This is a genomic window from Enterobacter sp. WCHEn045836 (genome assembly GCF_003965585.1).
GTDB classification, from domain to species: domain Bacteria; phylum Pseudomonadota; class Gammaproteobacteria; order Enterobacterales; family Enterobacteriaceae; genus Enterobacter; species Enterobacter dissolvens.
In genome coordinates this window covers 22,892-41,976 of record NZ_RXPT01000002.1, presented here as the reverse complement: position 1 = coordinate 41,976, position 19,085 = coordinate 22,892, and the positions used below count along the sequence as shown (strand labels likewise).

At 55.8% G+C, this 19,085-nt stretch carries 14 protein-coding genes; 2 read left to right on the top strand and 12 right to left on the bottom strand.

Translation table 11 applies throughout. The features are described 5' to 3' along the window. Nucleotides 1–28 precede the first annotated feature (28 nt). The 4 genes from EKN38_RS02565 to aaeX all read right to left on the bottom strand — a co-directional run bounded on the left by EKN38_RS02565 (nucleotide 29) and on the right by aaeX (nucleotide 4,688). Complete coding sequence (locus tag EKN38_RS02565) at nucleotides 29–1,483, bottom strand: NAD-dependent succinate-semialdehyde dehydrogenase (RefSeq protein ID WP_014833484.1); 1,455 nt, start codon at nucleotides 1,481–1,483, stop codon at nucleotides 29–31. A gap of 88 nt (nucleotides 1,484–1,571) precedes the next feature. After that, nucleotides 1,572–3,539 (bottom strand): p-hydroxybenzoic acid efflux pump subunit AaeB, encoded by a 1,968-nt coding sequence (gene aaeB / locus EKN38_RS02560; RefSeq protein ID WP_014833485.1) that lies wholly within the window; start codon nucleotides 3,537–3,539, stop codon nucleotides 1,572–1,574. Nucleotides 3,540–3,544: 5 nt separating this feature from the next. Next, nucleotides 3,545–4,477 carry a p-hydroxybenzoic acid efflux pump subunit AaeA gene (aaeA, locus tag EKN38_RS02555; protein ID WP_013098978.1) on the bottom strand — a complete coding sequence of 311 codons (933 nt, stop codon included), beginning with the start codon at nucleotides 4,475–4,477 and terminating at the stop codon, nucleotides 3,545–3,547. 7 nt (nucleotides 4,478–4,484) lie between these two features. Continuing rightward, nucleotides 4,485–4,688: a p-hydroxybenzoic acid efflux pump operon protein AaeX gene (gene aaeX, locus EKN38_RS02550; protein WP_003860416.1), complete on the bottom strand. Its 204-nt coding sequence runs from the start codon at nucleotides 4,686–4,688 to the stop codon at nucleotides 4,485–4,487. A 178-nt stretch (nucleotides 4,689–4,866) separates the two neighbouring features. On the opposite strand from aaeX, the gene aaeR reads away from it, so the two are divergent. Together aaeR and EKN38_RS02540 are read left to right on the top strand one after the other, a co-directional pair. Then, on the top strand, nucleotides 4,867–5,793 hold the full coding sequence (aaeR, locus tag EKN38_RS02545; protein WP_014833486.1) for an HTH-type transcriptional activator AaeR: 927 nt from the start codon (nucleotides 4,867–4,869) through the stop codon (nucleotides 5,791–5,793). Between the two features lie 218 nt (nucleotides 5,794–6,011). Continuing rightward, entirely contained in the window at nucleotides 6,012–6,626 is a 615-nt protein-coding gene (locus tag EKN38_RS02540; RefSeq protein ID WP_014833487.1) for a YagU family protein, read from the top strand. Between the two features lie 49 nt (nucleotides 6,627–6,675). Here EKN38_RS02540 and tldD read toward each other — a convergent pair whose 3' ends face one another. The 8 genes from tldD to csrD all read right to left on the bottom strand — a co-directional run bounded on the left by tldD (nucleotide 6,676) and on the right by csrD (nucleotide 18,931). Next, nucleotides 6,676–8,121 carry a metalloprotease TldD gene (gene tldD, locus EKN38_RS02535; protein ID WP_014833488.1) on the bottom strand — a complete coding sequence of 482 codons (1,446 nt, stop codon included), beginning with the start codon at nucleotides 8,119–8,121 and terminating at the stop codon, nucleotides 6,676–6,678. 84 nt (nucleotides 8,122–8,205) lie between these two features. Then, a complete protein-coding gene (gene yhdP, locus EKN38_RS02530) occupies nucleotides 8,206–12,006 on the bottom strand; it encodes an AsmA2 domain-containing protein YhdP (protein WP_014833489.1) in 3,801 nt (1,266 codons plus the stop codon). A 42-nt stretch (nucleotides 12,007–12,048) separates the two neighbouring features. Further along, a complete protein-coding gene (rng, locus tag EKN38_RS02525) occupies nucleotides 12,049–13,518 on the bottom strand; it encodes a ribonuclease G (protein ID WP_014833490.1) in 1,470 nt (489 codons plus the stop codon). Then, nucleotides 13,508–14,101, bottom strand: a complete 594-nt coding sequence (locus EKN38_RS02520; protein WP_014833491.1) for a Maf family protein — start codon at nucleotides 14,099–14,101, stop codon at nucleotides 13,508–13,510. Before EKN38_RS02520 ends, rng begins: the two co-directional genes overlap by 11 nt. Before the next feature lie 9 nt (nucleotides 14,102–14,110). Then, entirely contained in the window at nucleotides 14,111–14,599 is a 489-nt protein-coding gene (gene mreD, locus EKN38_RS02515) for a rod shape-determining protein MreD (RefSeq protein ID WP_014071997.1), read from the bottom strand. Beyond that, nucleotides 14,599–15,603, bottom strand: a complete 1,005-nt coding sequence (mreC, locus tag EKN38_RS02510) for a rod shape-determining protein MreC (RefSeq protein WP_013098986.1) — start codon at nucleotides 15,601–15,603, stop codon at nucleotides 14,599–14,601. Before mreC ends, mreD begins: the two co-directional genes overlap by 1 nt. Nucleotides 15,604–15,664: 61 nt before the next feature. Then, a complete protein-coding gene (mreB, locus tag EKN38_RS02505) occupies nucleotides 15,665–16,708 on the bottom strand; it encodes a rod shape-determining protein MreB (RefSeq protein ID WP_000913396.1) in 1,044 nt (347 codons plus the stop codon). A 282-nt stretch (nucleotides 16,709–16,990) separates the two neighbouring features. Then, a complete protein-coding gene (gene csrD / locus EKN38_RS02500) occupies nucleotides 16,991–18,931 on the bottom strand; it encodes an RNase E specificity factor CsrD (RefSeq protein ID WP_014833492.1) in 1,941 nt (646 codons plus the stop codon). Nucleotides 18,932–19,085: the final 154 nt, after the last annotated feature.

Below are 19,085 nucleotides of genomic sequence, written 5' to 3'. Positions count from 1 at the left end.
AGGCGAGCGGCAGATGCCGCCCTGTCTATTATAATCCGCCGATATGCAGGGTTTTGACTTCCAGATACTCTTCCAGCCCCAGCACGGACCCTTCACGGCCCAGGCCAGACTCTTTTACTCCTCCGAAGGGGCCAAGCTCCGTGGAGACGGCGCACTCGTTAATCCCGATCATCCCGCTTTCGATCGCCTGCGACACACGGAACACGCGCGACAGATTCTGAGTATAGAAGTAAGCCGCCAGACCATATGGCGTGTTGTTGGCGCGCTGGATGACTTCATCTTCAGAAGTGAAACGGAAGCAGGCTGCAACGGGACCAAACGTCTCTTCTTCTGCCAGTTTCATGCCTTCATGACAGTCGCCCAGCACGGTGGGCATCCAGAAATTGCCGCCAAGCGGGTGCGGTTTGCCGCCCGCCAGGACCGTTGCTCCACGGGCAACCGCATCCTCAACGTGCTCACGCACTTTGTTCACTGCGGAGGGTTCAATCAGCGGGCCTACGACCACACCGTCCTCCAGACCATTTCCCACCTTCAGCGCGTTCACCGCATCGGCCAGTTTGTTCACAAACTTGTCGTAGACGGTTTCCTGAATATAGAAGCGGTTAACGCTGACGCAGACTTGTCCAGCATTACGGAATTTGTTGGCGATTGCCCCTTTGACGGCAGCATCAATGTCCGCATCCTCAAACACGATATACGGGGCATTTCCCCCCAGCTCCATAGAGACTTTTTTCATGGTCTCCGCGGCGTTACGCACCAGCGTTTTGCCGACGGAAGTGGAGCCGGTAAACGAGATTTTACGCACCTCATGGCTCGCCATAATCGCGTCGCTGATCTCATGCGTATTACCTGCCACGGCGTTGAGCACCCCATCCGGCACACCGGCCTGTTTCGCCAGCGTGAGGAGCGCAAAGGCGCTGAGTGGGGTGTTATTGGCCGGTTTAATCACCCCGGTACAGCCCGCAGCAAGTGCCGGACCTAGTTTGCGGGTGAGCATGGCCATCGGGAAGTTCCACGGCGTGATCGCTGCCACCACGCCAACAGGTTCACGGGTAGCCAGAATGCGGGACCCCGGCTTGATCGGCGGAATAATTTCACCGTTAGCGCGCTTGGCCTCTTCGGCAAACCACTGAATAAAACTGGCGGCGTACTCCACCTCACCTTCGGCTTCTTTCAGGGGTTTGCCCTGTTCGGTGGTCATTAACCGACCAAGCCAGCTTTTGTGCTCAATAATCAGTTCGTACCAGCGATAGAGGATAGTCGAGCGCTCTTTCGCGGTTTTGGCCCGCCATGCCGGGAAAGCTTTCACGGCAGCAGCAATAGCTTCTTCGGTTTCTGCTTTACCCGCTTTCGCCACTCTGGCGATAACGTCACCGGTAGCCGGGTTCAACACATCAAAGGTCGTATCCAGCGTCTTCCAAATGCCGTTGACCAGATAACCGGTCTGAAAAAGGATGTTGTCCTGAAGCGCCTGGGTCGTCATGTGTCCTCCCTTTCTGAATGTAAGAGACTGCAGCAATAAGTATAGCTACAAAAAACCGACGCTTTTGGCGTCGGTTTTTTTACTTCAGTCAGTTATCCGTCAGGACGTTCTGGTAGCGGTGCAGCATAAGCACCAGCCGTCCTACCGGCTCTGTCACCTGAGGAGGCGCTTCCCAGACCCTGAGCTTCTCCTGGTAGACATCCAGCTCTTCCAGCAGTTGCTTAAAGTAGCGGCGCCGTTTGTCATCACTGGAGGCGGAAAGCACATGGTCGGCGGTGCGGCGCAACTGGCGATGGAAAGCCGACAAATCGTCGTTGATCGGCACCGGGGCGTTGCGCAGACGCTGGTGCGCAATGATCATTGTTAACGCCAGACGAAAACGGGCAATGTCGCCGGGGAATTTATTCAGCAGTAAAAACAGCTGCTGATAGAGCGCCGGTAGGTGGTTCTCTTTACGGCGCGCAGTGTTGGTGGTCATGGACGAAACCGCGGCCGAGACGAACTGGTTCAGCAGCACGCGACCCGTCCGTGCCTGCGAATTATCGCGCACCAGCAGGATCACCATCATCGCCAGGAAACAGCCCACCAGCTGACCCAACGCGCTGTCGAGGAACTGGCTGAAATGAAACGTCATCGGGTTATCGAGCACCAGAATGTTAATGGTACTGGCGAGAGCACCCAGCGATCCCAGACGGCGCTTCTGCACTTCGATCCCGATAAAGAACGCCATCACCGCGAGACTGATACAGAGCAGCAACATGCTCTGCTGCGTGGACGGGAGGATCACCAGGAAATAGAGCGCACCAATGGGCAGCGCGGCTATCGTCCCGTACAGGAAATCGATGGCGACCATACGCGGGTTGGGCAGGCGCATTGCCAGCGCTGTGACAACAGCAATCATGACCATCGCGCCACTGCCGGAGGTCCAGCCGGTCCACAGCCAGAACAGCGTACCGAGCATACAGGCCAGCGTGGTACGCCAGAAGTTGACCATTGCGTGATGGCGTTCAGCCGATTCCGCCTTGATCACCACTTCCCCCTGCAGGACCTCTTCTTCCGCGGCGCTGATTTTGGTATTGCCAATCACGCCGCGTTTCAGCAAGAGGTAGCGCGTCGCAGCGCCAACCCAGGTGTATATGGTCACCGGCGTGTCGCGCTCTCCGGTCCAGGCAATGACCCGGCGCATGCGTTTGAGCTGCTTATGCACGTCCTGCACCGTTTCCACCGGCTCGGCAAACAGTTCGCGGAAGGTATCGGTGACCGATTCCGGGCGAGTGTTCTGGATGAGGTAGGTTTCGCACGCCTGGGTAATCAGCGTTAAGGAGACGGTATTGATCGCTTTGAGTCGGCGGTTGGCGCGTGCCCAGCGCGAAGACTCCATGTTAAGGTTGCTGCGCATTCCTTCCAGGGCCTGCGTACGGCGGACCAGTCCGCTCCACGCCTTGTCCACCTCTTCACTGTCACCGTGCTTAATGCACAGCTGCATCAGCTGGTACTGTGCGACAATCAGCGCGTCCAGCTCGCGATCCACTTCCTGTTTGATGGAGCGCGGGGAAAAAAGCAGGTCAGCGACAATTGCGCAGACGATACCAATCACGATCTCGCTACAGCGTTCCACAGCAAACTGCGGCGCGAGCAGCGGTTCGGTTTGAATGGTGATGACAATAATCAGCGCGGTATAGCCCGCCAGCCCCCAGGCATAAGAGTTCTCTACTTTCACCAGCGAGGAGAGCCAGGTGCAGAAACCCGCCCAGATACAGCATACCAACACCATCAGCAGCGGTGTGCGGATCATCAGAATGATGATGGTGAGCGCGGCGATACAGCCGATAAACGTCCCGATGATACGCAGCATGCCGCGATAGCGGATCGCCCCGGAGTAGGGCTCACCGCCGGCCGCAAATGCCGGGCCAGCCGCGACAATCGCCGCCGTCAGCACCGCCCAGCGCGGGGTTTCCAGCTGGAAGTGAAAGCCGACAAACAGCGCCAGCACAATAGCACTCGCCAGCTTCACGGCGAAGCGAATGTGCTGGCTGGCGATAGTAAAGATACCCATAGCGATTAACCAAATTCGCGCAGACGGTGGGCAATTTTACGGAAGATTGAGTCCTGGCTGGCGTCCCGATCTTTCTCACCGGTGATCACCACCGTCGCCGTCGTGCCAGCAGGCCACAGGTTGCCCTGCTGTTCGTCCAGATGAATACGTACCGGCACACGCTGGGCCAGACGCACCCACTCCAGGTTGGAATCGACGGTCGCCATCCCTTTTGCGTCGTTGGAGCTGCTGGAGTTGGTGACGCCAGCCGCGACGCTGTCGACGGTGCCTTTAAAGACGCGGTTGCTGCCAAGCGGCGTGATCTCTGCGCGATAGCCCGGACGAACGCCTTCCAGCTTGGTCTCTTCCATATAGGCAAGCACATAGAACGAGTTCTGTTTTACCAGCGCCACGGCGGTTGAACCGCGGGTAATAAACTCCCCGGCATAGACGTTAAGGTTAGTAACCCAACCATCGGCTGGCGCGCGGATCACGGTACGCTCCAGATCGAGCTTCGCCAGATCGCGCGTCGCCTGCGCTTTTGCCAGCTGATGCAGTACGGTTTGCAGCACGTTGTTGGACTGATCAATCTCTTCCCGGGACATCGCCTGGACACCCAGCTGGTTACGGCGGCCCGCCTCACGGCGTTTCTCTGCGGCCAGCGCCTGGTAATAGGCAACATCCGCTTCCGCTTCTTCCAGTGCTTTCTGGTAACGCGGCTGGTCGATGGTGAACAGCACCTGGTCTTTCTTCACCAGCTGGTTATCGTGGACGTTAACCGCGGTGATAAGACCGGCCACGTCGGGGGCGATCGCCACGACATCCGCGCTAAAACGCGCGTCACGTGTCCACGGTGATTCGGTGTAATAGACCCAGGCGCGAAAAATAGCGATGAACGCGAGGATAACCAGCGCCATGGTGATGGCGGTGCGGGAGATTTTTCTTGTTAGCGTTTTCACATCAACCTCAGACAAACATGCGCGATATCAGGTAGAACAGGCAGCAATACAGCGCGGTATTGAACAATGCAGGGTGCCAGACGAAATCGTAGATCCCGGTAGGAACCAGCACCTTGCGCACCAGCCAGAAGATCGCCAGTGATAAAAGAAGCTCGAAAAATATCGGTGGGAACGACAGACCGAACACTACGATAACGGGAAACAGACTCATGTTGACCTTGATAAGAGAGAGTGCAGGCTTCAGAATTTTTAGCGCACGCCATCGCAGGAGAGCAAGAAACGCCGGGCGAGAATGGCGCAGCCGTTATGTAATTAATAGTATATTAACGTAACTGTTATGCTGTTATCTATAATATGTGATCTAAATCACTTTTAAGCCAGAGTGAACAATGGAACGTTTAAAACGCATGTCGGTCTTCGCCAAAGTGGTTGAACTTGGCTCATTTACTGCTGCTGCCCGGCAGTTGCAGATGAGCGTCTCCTCCATCAGTCAGACGGTGTCAAAACTGGAAGATGAACTGCAGGTGAAATTGCTCAACCGCAGCACCCGCAGCATCGGGCTGACGGAAGCGGGTAAAATTTACTATCAGGGCTGTCGCCGCATGCTGCATGAAGTGCAGGATGTTCACGAACAGCTCTATGCCTTTAACAACACACCCATCGGGACCCTGCGGATCGGTTGTTCTTCAACTATGGCACAAAATGTTCTCGCCGCCATGACCGCCGAGATGCTGAAAGAATATCCGGGATTAACCGTGAATCTGGTCACGGGTATTCCTGCCCCGGACCTGATTGCCGATGGCCTGGATGTAGTGATCCGCGTCGGCGCACTGCAGGACTCCAGCCTCTTCTCCCGTCGACTCGGCAGCATGCCGATGGTGGTCTGCGCCTCAAAGAGCTATCTGGCGCAGTACGGCGTGCCGGAGAAACCTGCCGATCTCGCCAACCACTCCTGGCTGGAGTACAGCGTCCGCCCCGATAATGAGTTTGAACTGATTGCCCCGGAAGGCATTTCTACCCGACTGCTGCCGGAAGGGCGGTTTGTCACCAACGATCCGATGACCATCTCGCGCTGGCTGGTGGCGGGCGCCGGGATCGCTTACGTACCGTTAATGTGGGTGATCAATGAGATCAACAGCGGCGTACTGGAGATCCTGTTCCCTCGCTACCAGTCCGATCCGCGTCCGGTGTATGCCCTGTATACCGAAAAAGACAAACTGCCGCTTAAGGTGCAGGTGTGCATTAACTATCTGACCGAGTATTTTGTGGACGTGGCAGAACTGTTTCAGGGAATGCGGGGACGCAGAAAAGAGTAATGAAATTATCCCGGAACGCCTTTCTGGCATGACAATGTCCGGGATAATTTCCCCTGCATGGCGCAATTCCCCTCCCTCACTCTAAATAATAGTTAATTGACACCGTCGCCTTACGCCATTTATTTTGTGAGGAGCCTGAATCTCAGGTTGTTATATTTATGTTACCAATATGAATAATAAAATGTATTTCGCAGGATGACATTGAACAAGGAACAGAAATGAATATATTTGAACAAACACCGCCCTCACGCAGGCGCTATGGGCTAGCCGCATTCATTGGGTTGATCGCGGGGATTGTCTCCGCCTTTGTCAAATGGGGAGCCGAAGTTCCACTGCCGCCGCGCAGTCCCACAGATTTATTCACCGGCGCATGCGGGCCAGAGCAATTAATAAGAGCAGCAAGTCAGATTGATTGTTCCCGCAATTTCTTAAATCCTCCCTATATATTTCTGCGTGACTGGCTGGGTGTCGTCGATCCTAACGCAGCGGTTTACACCTTTGCCGGACATATTTTTAACTGGGTCGGCGTCACGCATATTATTTTTTCTATCGTCTTCGCCGTAGGTTATTGCGTAGTTGCGGAAGTCTTCCCGAAAATTAAACTCTGGCAAGGTTTGCTGGCGGGTGCGTTAGCGCAGCTTTTTGTCCATATGATCTCCTTCCCATTGATGGGACTGACGCCGCCGCTGTTTGAGCTGCCCTGGTACGAGCACGTCTCAGAGATCGTGGGCCATTTGATCTGGTTCTGGTCGATTGAAATTATTCGTCGTGATTTGCGTAACCGCATCACTCATGAGCCGGATCCGGAGATACCGCTGGGTCACTTGCGTTAAAAAAAAGGCGCTACCCCAGAGTAGCGCCATTTTTTTACAGGTCGTCAGGTCAGGCTGTACCGCCCACCGTCAGATTATCCACTTTCAGCGTTGGCTGACCCACACCCACCGGCAGGCTCTGCCCCTCTTTACCGCAGACACCCACGCCGTTATCCAGCTTGAGATCGTTACCGACCATGGAGATCTGCTGCATAGCTTCAATGCCGGAGCCAATCAGCGTCGCGCCTTTCACCGCTTTGGTCACTTTGCCTTTCTCGATCAGATAGGCTTCTGACGTGGAGAAGACGAATTTACCGGAGGTAATGTCCACCTGGCCGCCGCCAAAGTTTGGCGCAAAGATACCGTAATCAACGGATTCGATGATCTCCTGCGGCGTAGATTTGCCCGGCAGCATATAGGTGTTGGTCATACGTGGCATCGGCAGGTGCGCATAGGATTCACGACGGCCGTTACCGGTTGGCGCTACGCCCATCAGGCGCGCGTTCAGTTTGTCCTGCATGTAACCTTTCAGGACACCGTTTTCGATCAGCACGTTGTACTGGCCGGGTGTGCCTTCATCATCGATGGAGATAGAGCCACGACGGTCAGGCATGGTACCGTCATCCACCACGGTGCATAGCTCAGAGGAGACAAGCTGCCCCATCTGACCGCTGAATACGGACGTACCGCGCCGGTTAAAGTCCCCTTCCAGACCGTGTCCTACCGCTTCGTGCAACAGCACGCCTGGCCAGCCGGCACCCAGCACCACCGGGAATGACCCCGCCGGTGCCGCCACGGCAGAAAGATTCACCAGCGCCATGCGCACGGCTTCTTTTGCCCACGCGTCAGCGCGCGCTTCACCGTCGACGTCACCCAGGAACCAGTCATAGCCAAAACGACCGCCGCCACCACTTGAGCCGCGCTCGCGTTTACCGTTGTCATCGACCTGCACGCTGATAGAGAGGCGCACCAGCGGACGGACATCCGCCGCCAGCGTGCCGTCAGTGGCCGCAACCAGAATCAGTTCATAGACACCGCTCAGGCTGGCAGACACTTCCTGCACGCGGTTATCGGCAGCGCGCGCCACTTTATCCACGCGGCGCAGGATATCCAGCTTCTCTTCACGGCTCATGCTCTGCAGCGGATCGATGCTGGTGTAGAGCGCAGAATGCTGCACCTCACCCAGCGTTTTCACACGACCATCGCCAGCATCACGCACGATGGTACGCGCCGCCTGCGCGCTCTGCTCCAGCGCAGCCAGGCTTATCTGGTCGGCGTAGGCAAAACCGGTTTTCTCGCCGCTGATGGCGCGCACACCCACGCCCTGGTCAATGTTGTAAGAACCATCTTTGATGATGCTGTCTTCTAAAACCCAGGATTCGTGATAGCTCGACTGGAAATAGAGATCGCCGTAGTCGAGACGGCGTTCGGTCAGTTGACCAAGAATGGAGAACAGGTCCTGATGGCTCAGGCCGTTCGCTGCGAGCAAATGTTCACTTACCAGGTTCAGACTCATCGTATTGCTACTCGTTCGTTGCCGCCCGTGGCGGTATAAAGATCGTATTTATTGAGAGTGAGGCAATTACCTGCCCACGTCAAATCATTGCTGTGCATCTTTGCGCGGCTGGCGCAGCACTTCATTAATCTGCGGTTTATCCACCGGACCGGTGATGCGGTAGCGCAGAATAGAGACCTTACTCCACAGCGGCCCCAGCACTTTACTGGCGGCAAACACCGCGGCCCCAACAATCGGGTTCACCACAAAGGCGGCTGCCACCCCCACGCTCGCGGAGATTTCCGGCGCCACCACGGCTTCCATATCCAGCTCGCGACGCACAAGGTTAACCGAGCCCTTCATGGCGATATCCGCTTCCAGGCCGTCCACCAGCGTGTCGTCCGTATGCATAACGCCGTCCTTGATCCACGCCGTACTGCGGATGGAATCGTAGTAGAACCCTTCGCTGAAGGTATCGCTGAAATCGAAGCGCAGCTTGCGCAGCAATGCATCAAAGCTCAGGAGACGCAGGATCTGCCCGGCGCGTCCCGTGCTCACGTCGGCAATTTCCCCTTTTCCGAAGCGGGTTTTCAGTATGCCGTTAAGCGAGGCCTCATCCGGCTTCCACGGCGCATCACGCCAGTGAAGATCGTAATCGACGTCAAATGACGAGCCGCGCAGCGGTGTACTGATACCAAAGAAATTGGCTGCCGCATCCAGTTTGTTGCCCTTAATGTCGCCTTTCAGCGAGGTGCGCTGTTCGCCAGGGTTATTCACCCACTCGCCCGCGGCCGTCAGACGACCAAAGCCGGTATCCACCAGCCCGCCCGTGAGGCTCAGCGTGTTGCCCTGAATCGCGAAGTCACCGTCAATGCGGCCATATTTTTGTCCCCACAGCCAGCACTCAGCGCAGCGCAGTTGCAGATCCGGCCAGCCGCTGAAGTCCACGCGGGAAGTGTTACTCAACGGCGATGCCGGAGTCGATTGATCTTTCCCGCCCGCCGTTGCCGGGTTGTAGTAGAGATAGCGGATGGCCGCCTGCCACGGGGCGTTTTCGCGCATGGTCAGAGTGGCGTTGATCTCCCTGCCCTGAGCCTCTACTTTCGAGCCGTTAGCCGTCGGCTGAGAAACGATACTCAGGTTGTTCCACTGTTGCCCACCCAGCGTGAGCGACGGTGTACGCACGGTAACGGTCTGCGGGAACTGCGCCGCCTCATCCACGTTTTGCCCGACGCCTTTCTGGAACAGTGCCAGCCACTGCGCGCCATCCAGCGGTGGGAGATTCAGCTCAACGCCCTGGTGATCCGGGAGCGGAGGCGTGGTTCGACTGTCCGTCGTCCAGATGGCTTTGTCCAGCGTCAGCTTGCGGTTGAGCATCCAGCGGCTGTTAAAGTGGTTTGTGCCACCCGCGCTGCCGGTCAGTTCGAAACTGTTCAGGTTACCGTCGACGTTAAGCTTCACCGGCAGTGCCTGTCCGGCCTGTTTATCCAGCGGTGCAGGCAACTGACTGCTGAGATTTTTCAGGTCACCAGTAAGGTCGACCTTATAATGCGCACTGGCATGGTAGGGCAGTTCTATATCAACCTTCCCTTTCCAGGCGGCAGCCCCCCCAACCGACTCCTGAATGGGTTTCGGCAGCACGTCCATCTGCGACGGTTGCCAGTTGCCATCCAGGTTGACGGCCACCTGATAGGCCTTCTCGCCTTCGGTGGTCGAGAAGTCAATATTCACAGGCTGATTGAACCAGCGGGCTGTGAGCGGCTCACTCTTCAGGTTGCCATTCACAAAGCTGAACTGCCCGCTGAGGTTCTTGAGCGTACTTTCCAGGGGCTTGATATACAGGCTGTTATTATTCAGACGGACGTCGCCTTTGGCGGTGGTCATTTCGCCGTCCAGCGGGATATCCAGATGTAAGCGAGCATTCACATCGCCATCAAGCTGGAGCTGCTCAAGCGTGGCCGCCAGCGAGGCTTTCAGCGGCGTCTCGTCAAAATAGGGGCCGACCGCCTTGCCTGGCCCGTTGATATCGGCATCAATCAGCAGTTTCTCTTTTGAGTAATCGGGGATATTTGCCGTCAGGTTGGTAGCCGTCACGCCGCCCAGCGCGACGCTGTCTGACTTCATCCACAACCCGTCATTGAGAAAATTAAGCTCGATATCGAGGTTTTTCAGGGCAGGCCAGCCCGGCTGGAACGCAAAGGTGGCGTTATGCAACGGCACCAGCACCTGGAACTGACCTTCGTTATGTTTGTACGGGAAAAGATGCGGGTTACCGCCATAGACCAGGGTGGCGTTATCTGCCTGACCACCCTGGATCGCCCCGCTCAGGTAATCCACGAGCGCTTTACCCATCAGGTTTTCCGGGAAGTAACGCCAGGCCTGAGAACCGTCGCTGGTGCTGATCCCCGCCAGAATACCCAGCCACGGCTCTTCACCTTCAGGCTTTAAATAGCGGAAATCCCCGCGGGCATGAACCGCTTTGGCTTTCACATCAATATGTCGGCCATCAAGCTGGAAGCCTTTATCGTTGCGCAGCCAGTTAAGCACCGCGTTGCCTTTTTCAATTTCCAGAGGTGCCCTGAAGACCGTTTCGTAAGGCATTTTGGCGTCATGCATTTCAACGGTCAGTCTGCCGTTCTCAACGCTGCCCTCCAGCTTACCGCTGAAGTTTTCAGCCCCCGGCAGCAGTTTCCACTGTTTCCAGGCCAGATCTTTCCATGTTGCCAGGAAACGGGTTTTCTCGGTTGCCTGCAGCGGGATATCCAGCGCGAGGGCGTCAATTTCTCCACCAGGCTGCGTCGCCAGCCAAACGTCACCCAAATCCGGAGAGAGTTTCGCCGCCATGGAGCGCAGCCCTTCAATGGCCGCCAGGTCGAGATGCGTGGCGCGGATACGCAGCTCATCGCTACGCTTATTATTCGTGCCGCCGACATCCTGCTCAGGCATCCATGCCAGCGTCAGCGCGCCGCGCGGCCAGGGTTTGCCGTCCATGGTGATGCGTGTATCCGGGATGGCAAACTGCCAGCCCCCTTTCTCTTTCGTCACATGTGCGGTGAGGTTATCCACGGAGAGTTGATGCTGCTTGCTTTCGCCTTGCCAGCTTGCACCGCCCTGCTTCAGCCAGATATCGCCGCTGGCGAACACGCCTTTTGTCAGGGTCATCCAGCCTTCCAGGCTAAAACGGGCCGTTTCCAGCTGCATGTTTTGCTGCAACCAGTCGCCGAGCCACGGCTTCACATCCACGTCGTCAGCCTGTAGCCACACCTTGCCGTTGTTGAGTAAGCCGTCGTCGTCACGCAGATCCATACGAACCTGCATGACCCCGTGCTGGCCGTTCAGGCTGGAGAGGTTCACCTGCCCCTCGGCACGGTGACGCTCTTTGCCGTTAAGCCAGGTCAGCTGCGGGATCTTCAGTTCGGCGCGCTGGCCGGACAGGGTAATAAAGCTCACCTCACTGTCGCGCAGATCGAAATGATCGAACTGACGCAGAAAGAGATCGCTCAGGCGGTTGGCTTCAAGACTTTGATTATTATCACCGCCAGAGAGCGGCGTGTTGGTCAAAAACTGCAGTTGATAAAAGGTAAGGTCGCGGAACTGCCAGCGCATGTGCAGCAGGCTTTGCCAGACATCCAGTGCCAGGGTCACGCGTTTGATTTTCAGATAGCCGCCATCTTTCAGGCTGGCACTGATGTCCCGGGCATCCAGCGTCGGGCCAAAGTTTTGCCAGCTGGCGCTGACCTGACTGACGTCAACCGGTACACCGGTGGCGGATTCGATCTTCGCCAGCACTTGTGGACGCCAGCTGTCCAGATGCGGTAAAACGAGGCGTAGCCCGCTCACGAGCAACGCGACAATCACGACAAGCGTTGCCCCTGTAAGCAGTAAAATCCCCGGCAATCGCCTCACGCATCTCTCCTTGTCAGCTTTGGTCACACAGCGAACTGCGTCTTACATCATGACGACGTCAAATTGCTCCTGGTTATAGAGCGGCTCAATTTGTACTTTTACCTGTTTGCCGACAAAGATTTCTACTTCCGCCAGCGCGTGGGACTCTTCGCCTTTCAGTGCTTCAGCCACCGCAGGGGAAGCATAGACCAGAAAACGATCGGAGTCGTAAGCATGATGAACGCGGACAATTTCACGCATGATCTCATAGCAGACGGTCTCCACCGTCTTTACTGTGCCGCGTCCGTGGCAGGTTGGACACTCATTACACAGCACATGTTCCACGCTTTCACGGGTCCGTTTACGCGTCATTTCCACCAGCCCCAACTGTGAGAAGCCGTTGATACTGGTTTTCACGCGATCTTTACTCAGCGCCTGCTCCAGCGAATGGAGCACGCGACGGCGATGGTCTTCATTATTCATATCAATAAAGTCGATAATGATAATGCCGCCCAGATTGCGCAGGCGAAGCTGGCGCGCAATCGCCTGTGTCGCTTCGATGTTGGTATTGAAGATGGTGTCATCCAGGTTGCGATGGCCGACAAACGCTCCGGTGTTGATATCCACGGTGGTCATTGCTTCGGTCTGATCGATGATCAGATAACCACCGGACTTCAGTTCAACCTTGCGCTCCAGCGCACGCTGGATCTCATTTTCGACATCATAGAGATCGAAGATTGGCTGACGCCCGGTGTAATGTTCCAGCAGGCCAGGCATCTCCGGAATGTACTCAGCGGTAAATTCCAGCAGCGCTTCATACGTCAGACGCGAGTCCACGCGGATTCGATCGAGCTGAGCATCAGCAAAATCGCGCAGGACGCGCTGGGCAAGCGCCAGCTCACCGTACAGCTGATAGCGGGTCTGGTTGCGTTTTTTACGCTCCATCACCTTGGTCCAGACACGCTTCAGATAAGCCGCATCGGACGCCAGATCCTCTTCGCTGACCCCTTCGGCGGCGGTACGGATGATAAACCCGCCCTGTTCGTCGCAGTAGGCGCTGACCACTTTCTTCAGACGCTCACGCTCGCTCTCACTTTCAATACGCTGGGAAACCCCCACGTGCGACGCGCCAGGCATAAACACCAGGTAACGGGAAGGTAGCGTGATGTCGGTTGTCAGACGGGCACCCTTAGTACCAAGGGGATCTTTGACCACCTGCACCATCAGATCCTGCCCCTGACGCACCAGCTCTGAAATGTCGCGCACGGCAAACTGCTTCTGCTCTTCGCCAGCGACACACTCGGTATGCGGCATGATATCGGAGGCATGTAAAAATGCCGCCTTATCCAGTCCAATATCTACAAAAGCCGCCTGCATACCTGGCAGTACGCGGCTGACACGACCTTTGTAGATATTGCCTACTATTCCGCGTCGCGCTTCACGCTCAATATGAATTTCCTGAAGAATGCCACCATCAATGTAGGCCACACGGGTTTCCGATGGCGTTACGTTTACCAACAATTCAGCCGTCATAATTATCCCTTCCCTCACGCAGTGAGTTAAAATTGCTCAGCAACTCATACGTTTCCACCAGCGGTAAGCCGACTACGGCGTGATAGCTGCCATTAATCTTCCTGACAAAACAGCCACCCAGCCCTTGAATACCGTATGCACCTGCTTTATCCATCGGTTCACCGCTGGCAATATACGCGGCGATCTCGTCGTTGGTCAGTACTCTGAAGGTGACGTCCGTCACGACCAGGCAATCCAGCACGTGCTGGCTGTCCGCCAGCGCCACGGCGGTCATCACCTGATGCGTTTGCCCGGACATTTTGTGCAGCATATGCGCCGCATGCTCAGCATCGCGCGGTTTCTCAAGCACTTCACCGTTAAGGATAACGATGGTATCCGCCCCCAACACCGGCAGGTCGCATGGCACACGTGCTACGCCAGCCTGCGCTTTCTCACGCGCCAGGCGAGAGACATACTGCTGAGCGCTTTCACCCTCAGCCCGTTTTTCTTCGATGCCGGTAACGATACGTTCAAAAGAGATGCCCAGCTGTGTGAGCAACTCCTGACGACGTGGAGAACCGGAGGCAAGATATATAGACGTCATGGAAACCTTTTACTGCACAGCAAACTGCTGGCGAACCTTACGCATCAACAGGAACAGCCACGGCCAGAGCACACCGTTTACTACACTACTCCAGAACACTTCGGGTCGGAAAGAGACGTTGATCACTAAAAACTCTGCCCAGAAAACAACGATATCCGCGGCAAGCGACAACAACATCACCACCAGCGCCTGTTGCCAGAGCGCGAGGTTACGAAAGAGCTGGAATTTGAGTGCAACGAGATACGCAATAATGCTCATGGATAACGCACGAACACCCAGCGTTGAGCCACTAATGAGATCCAGTATGGCACCCATCACAAAACCTGTGCCAACATTTACGCGGTGCGGCAGGGCCAGGATCCAGTAGAGCAAAATGAGCAATACCCAGTTTGGCCGGAAAACGAGAATGTCGTCCGGCCAGGGCATAATCTGCAGCAACAGCGCAATGAGAAACGAGAGCCAGATAACCCAGCGTCCCTGGCTACGATAACTTGCCACTACTGCCCTCCGGATGAGAGTTTAGGCGGTGGCGGCGCATCCGTTATCCCGGTAGCCGGCGCGGGTACTGGCGCAGGCGGCCCCATTGCATCCGGCGCAGGGAGAACCTGCGGCATCATCTGCATCAGGCGCTCATTGGCGACGCGATGTACTTCTTCAGGCGTCATTGGGTTGGCACCGTTGCGATCGGCACCCCACAACAGCAGCAGGTAGCGAAGACGCTGTAAACCCGCCGTTGGACGCGCCTGAATCACGGTGTAGGCACGCTGCGTATCAAGCTTCACAGAAGAGACAACCGCAACCGGATACCCTTCAGGGAAACGTCCACCCAGGCCAGACGTAACCAGCACGTCGCCCACACGGATGTCCGTGTTGGCTGGCAGGTGTTCCAGCTGCAGATCGTCCGTACAGCCGTTACCCGCCGCAATGACGCGAATATCGTTACGCAGAACCTGAATAGGTAGCGCATGGGTGGCATCGCAGATCAGCAGCACACGGCTGGTCAGTTTGGCGACGGCGACCACCTGGCCCACCACACCTTTATCACTGATCACAGGCTGACCTTCATACACCCCGTTAACGCTACCTTTGTCGATCACCACCTGATCGCTGTAAGGGTCGTTCACGGTGGAGATCACCTGCGTCACCATCTTCTGTTCATCCTGACGCAACGGCGAGCCAAGCAGCTCACGCAGACGCGCGTTTTCCTGCTTGTATTGCCCTAACATCAGCAGTTCGCTGTTTTTCAGCAGCAGTTCCTGGCGCAATGCCCGGTTTTCAAGTTCGAGCTGGTCACGTGAAGACAGCGTTTGAGAAACGGAGTCGAGCAGTTCACGGGGACCATTGGATATAAAATAGAAAGGACTGACGGCGGTATCCATGTACGTTCTGATCTGACTGAACGTACCGAGGCGGCTATCGGCAATAATGACACCAAGCGCAACCAGAACCGCCAGGATCAGGCGAAACTGTAGCGAGGGGCCACGGCTAAAAATTGGCTTCATAGGCTATGCGTATTCTCGTGTCAGAGAGAAAGGGTAGCGATTCGCTACCCTTTCACAATGACTACTCTTCGCTGAACAAGTCGCCGCCGTGCATGTCGATCATTTCCAGCGCCTTGCCACCACCACGGGCGACGCAAGTCAGTGGATCTTCTGCAACTACGACAGGAATACCTGTCTCTTCCATTAACAGGCGGTCGAGGTTACGCAGCAGCGCACCACCACCGGTCAGAACCATACCGCGCTCAGAGATATCGGACGCCAGTTCTGGTGGGCACTGTTCCAGAGCAACCATCACCGCGCTCACGATACCGGTCAGTGGCTCTTGCAGCGCTTCCAGGATTTCGTTGGAGTTCAGGGTAAAGCCGCGTGGAACGCCTTCCGCCAGGTTACGGCCGCGCACTTCAATTTCGCGCACTTCATCACCCGGATAAGCAGAACCGATCTCGTGCTTAATACGTTCTGCGGTCGCTTCACCGATCAGAGAACCGTAGTTACGACGCACGTAATTAATGATGGCTTCGTCGAAACGGTCACCACCGATACGCACGGAAGAGGAGTACACCACGCCGTTCAGGGAGATAACGGCCACTTCAGTGGTACCACCACCGATATCCACCACCATAGAACCGGTTGCTTCAGAAACAGGCAGGCCTGCACCGATAGCCGCAGCCATTGGCTCTTCAATCAGGAACACTTCACGCGCGCCTGCACCCTGGGCAGATTCGCGGATTGCGCGACGTTCTACCTGGGTCGCACCGACCGGCACACAGACCAGAACACGCGGGCTTGGACGCATGAAGCTGTTGCTATGGACCTGCTTGATGAAGTGCTGAAGCATTTTTTCAGTCACGAAGAAGTCAGCGATAACGCCGTCTTTCATTGGGCGGATCGCGGCGATGTTACCTGGGGTACGACCCAGCATCTGCTTCGCGTCATGACCCACTGCGGCTACGCTTTTCGGCGAGCCGGCACGATCCTGACGAATGGCCACAACAGAAGGCTCATTCAATACGATGCCTTGTCCTTTTACATAAATAAGGGTATTCGCGGTACCCAGGTCAATGGACAGGTCATTGGAAAACATGCCACGAAATTTTTTCAACATACTAAGGGATAATCCTGAAAGCTGGGGCGGAAAACAAAATCCGCTTACTTTACCAACCACACGCAGCAGCGACAAGGCGCAAAAATCACCTGCTGCGGTGAAAATTTGTGCAGTACGTTTCCTTCTGTTACAAATTCATCCCCTGACTCCCTCAGGGCTGAGTACACAGTAGCGTTCCTCACTTTCATTTGTAACCCGCAAAAGGTCGTTCACTGGCTTTTTGCTCGTCATACTCAAAGCTACAGGCGCGATATTCTACGTGAAAACAGCGTAAACGGCAGGTCAAACCGAGTATCTTTGCAAATATTTTTTCACATTGGTGTCCAGCGGCTGAGAGGCGGCAAAAAAATCACCCTGACCGCCCATGACACCGCGCTCCGTCAACATCTGCCATTCGCCTCTGGAGCGTACGCCCGTAGCAAATACTTGTGTTCGCGTTCCCTTGCACGCTTCCACCAGACTCTGCACCAGCAGCTGGTTTTCCGTGCGCTTTTCAATATTCCTGACCAGCCCCGGATGTAGCTTTAATAATTCCACATCCAGCTCCTTGATCCAGCTGGTACTGACCAGCGTCAGGCCCGCCTGTGTCACCGCCACACGCGCGCCGAGCGCATTGATCAAACGTACCACCGGACGTAACCGGCTGATGTGTTGACCAACATCCGCCTCAGCAAGTTCAAAAATAATGTGTTTACGTTGCGATTTTTCGCATTGCATTAATGTATCGCGAAGCCAGCGCTGGAAACGCGGGCGTATTAACGACTCGACGGTTACCTGCAACGCCAGGTTTTCTTCAGGCCAGAACGATAAAAACGGAATCAGTCGGCTAATTTGCTGACGGTCATACTCTTCGGAGAGTCCAAATTGCAGGACCATCGGCAGATATTCAGCCGAAATAACCTCTTCCGTCCCGTCGAAAATACGGCACATCAACTCCCGGTGATGGACATGGCCGTTTTTCATGACCGCCGGTTTTTGATAAAGACGGGGTCCGCCGCGGCTCAACATTTGCTCAATCAGTGTCCGCCAGCGCACATTGCCGCGCCCTTTTTCCGGCAGGGAATCATCATACACCGCCCAACCGTTCGCCCCTTGCAATACGGCGTTGCGGGTTGCCGCTTCCGCGTGTTCCATGACCTGTTCTGTCGACTGCCCACCGCGCCAGGCGCAGATGCCCATATGTACCATATCGTCCCGGTCGAGCATTTTACTTTGCGGTAGCGCATCCACCGCCTTCAGCAACTGACTGGCGATGCTCTCTGACTCCTTCAGCGTGCGATGGGGTAACAGTACCGCAAAGTCGCTGCGGTGATAACGCGCCAGCAGTGCACCGGGGTAGCGCATAATAAAGGTCGAGAGCAAATTAATCAGCGTAAAGAGGTTCTCTTCCGCCACACGCCGTCCCCAGGTATCGCGCAGGAGATCAAAATCGGGAAGGCGGATCATCATGACCACTCCATGCGTTCCGACCTTTTCCGGATCGTCCAGCAGCGTGGCCAGCTGATTATCAAAGAACAGACGGTTGTTAAGACCGGTTTTGTTATCTTGCGCGGCATAGGAACGGATCAGCGTATCCATGCGGCTGCGCTGGTCGCTGGCGAACTGGATTTCAGAGAGCAAGGTATCCAGGGCGCTGCTGGTGCTGGACGGCCACTCATACACCGACCCGCGCACCTGCGGGCCGCGCTCCCCGTTAAGTATCCGCACGGAGCGGGTTTCCAGTAACTCCTGACCGGAGAGCTGGCGGCGTAGCCAGCGAACCGCAAGAAATATCAGCACTACAATAAAGGCGACGGCGACGGTAAGCGGCGCGGTGGTCATCATTGAGCGGAAGTAGCTGGCCATGGGATCGAGGTAGACCATGCGTATCGTCATCCCCGGATTTTTAAGCGAATGGACTTTCACTTCCCGATACTGGCTGACAACACCCGCGGGACGATAACTTCCCTGGCGCTGATGGCTCAAAACCTGATGCTTTCCCTGGGTGATGTCTACCTGCACAATATCAACAGGTACCATTAACTCATCCAGCTCGCGGGAGAGTTCCGGAAGCGGAGTGGTGATCAGACGCGTATCGATAACCGACGCAACAGATTCAACCCGGTTGACCAGCTTGTCCTGAATGGCGTTATAAAAGCTCAGGGAGCAGCCGAGCAGCGTGACAAAAATGGTTAACCCCGTCAGCAAGGTGATAAAAGCTGAGAACTTCGTCGTTAATCGCATCCTTGAGATTACTCCGTGGGTTGATGGGGTAGCGAGTAAGCGCTAACTTGCATTTCAAATGCGGCATACTACCAAACCTGGTGTATCTGGCAATTTATTGCGTTAAATCGGCATAGCGTTTCACTGAGCGAGTATAGTCTTCAGAACGAATTTT

Coding starts and splice junctions, on each gene's coding strand:
- EKN38_RS02565 (WP_014833484.1), bottom strand. CDS start 1,483: ATGACGACCCAGGCGCTTCAGGACAACATCCTTTTTCAGACCGGTTAT.
- aaeB (WP_014833485.1), bottom strand. CDS start 3,539: ATGGGTATCTTTACTATCGCCAGCCAGCACATTCGCTTCGCCGTGAAG.
- aaeX (WP_003860416.1), bottom strand. CDS start 4,688: ATGAGTCTGTTTCCCGTTATCGTAGTGTTCGGTCTGTCGTTCCCACCG.
- aaeR (WP_014833486.1), top strand. CDS start 4,867: ATGGAACGTTTAAAACGCATGTCGGTCTTCGCCAAAGTGGTTGAACTT.
- EKN38_RS02540 (WP_014833487.1), top strand. CDS start 6,012: ATGAATATATTTGAACAAACACCGCCCTCACGCAGGCGCTATGGGCTA.
- tldD (WP_014833488.1), bottom strand. CDS start 8,121: ATGAGTCTGAACCTGGTAAGTGAACATTTGCTCGCAGCGAACGGCCTG.
- rng (WP_014833490.1), bottom strand. CDS start 13,518: ATGACGGCTGAATTGTTGGTAAACGTAACGCCATCGGAAACCCGTGTG.
- EKN38_RS02520 (WP_014833491.1), bottom strand. CDS start 14,101: ATGACGTCTATATATCTTGCCTCCGGTTCTCCACGTCGTCAGGAGTTG.
- mreC (WP_013098986.1), bottom strand. CDS start 15,603: ATGAAGCCAATTTTTAGCCGTGGCCCCTCGCTACAGTTTCGCCTGATC.
- mreB (WP_000913396.1), bottom strand. CDS start 16,708: ATGTTGAAAAAATTTCGTGGCATGTTTTCCAATGACCTGTCCATTGAC.
- csrD (WP_014833492.1), bottom strand. CDS start 18,931: ATGCGATTAACGACGAAGTTCTCAGCTTTTATCACCTTGCTGACGGGG.